The sequence below is a fragment of the Treponema sp. R8-4-B8 genome (genome assembly GCF_054786175.1).
The window spans coordinates 1-796 of sequence record NZ_BDHE01000165.1 but is presented as its reverse complement, the minus strand read 5'-3'; the positions used below and the strand labels follow the sequence as shown (position 1 = coordinate 796).

Sequence of the window (796 nt, the reverse complement as noted above, 5' to 3'; positions counted from 1 at the left end):
ATATTTTAACGCTTACAAAAGACAAAAATGAAAGCATTGCAAGAAAAGCCCGCCGTACCGCGGAAGGCCTTGGAATAGAAGTTCCAAGCAATTAGTTATGGGCAAAAAAGAAATTAAAGAAATAATTGATAAATGTCTTGAAGAAACCCCGTGCGCGGTTAATGTCCTCTATGACGAGCCTATGAAAGAGCGCGTTACTTTTAAAGTGGGAGGCTCCGCCGACTGCCTGCTGCGTCCTGAGGGCGAAGGATTTGTTTCTTTTTGCGTCAATATTTTAAACCGCTGCCGCGTTGAAAAAATTCCCGTGTTTGTTCTTGGCGGCGGCGCGAATATCGCGGTTTGTGACAAGGGGATACGCGGTATAGTACTGGACATGGGAGCTTGGAAAGGCGAAAACACGCCGGTAAATGCTGAAAAAGACGGAATGGTTTTTAAAAGCGGAACGAGCATAGACGAAGCCGTTGACGCGTCCTGCGTCGCCGGTTTAAGCGGACTTGAGTTTCTATCTGGAATGCCAGGAACTGTAGGCGGGGCGGTTTGGATGAACGCCCGCTGTTACGGCGGCGAGATAGCGGATGTTTTAAGTTGGGTTGAAATTATCACTTGTGATCACGTAACGGAAAGTACGTATGTAATAAAGAGGGTAGAAGTTAAAGACGGAGAAGGTTTCGCGTATAAAAAAAGCCCTTTCCAAGAAATGGATTGCGTCATAATAAGCGCGTCATTCAGGTTAAAAAAAGGCGATAAAGAAAAAATGTTAATTAAGACGGAAGAGTACAGAAAAGACAGGCGTGAA

The 796-nt window shown here is 45.1% G+C and carries 1 protein-coding gene; it reads left to right on the top strand.

What is annotated here, in order from left to right; genetic code table 11:
- Nucleotides 1–97: 97 nt before the first annotated feature.
- Nucleotides 98–796, top strand: a 699-nt coding sequence (locus tag ACYVRA_RS07630; RefSeq protein WP_461252140.1) for a UDP-N-acetylmuramate dehydrogenase, incomplete at its 3' end; no start/stop codon positions are given.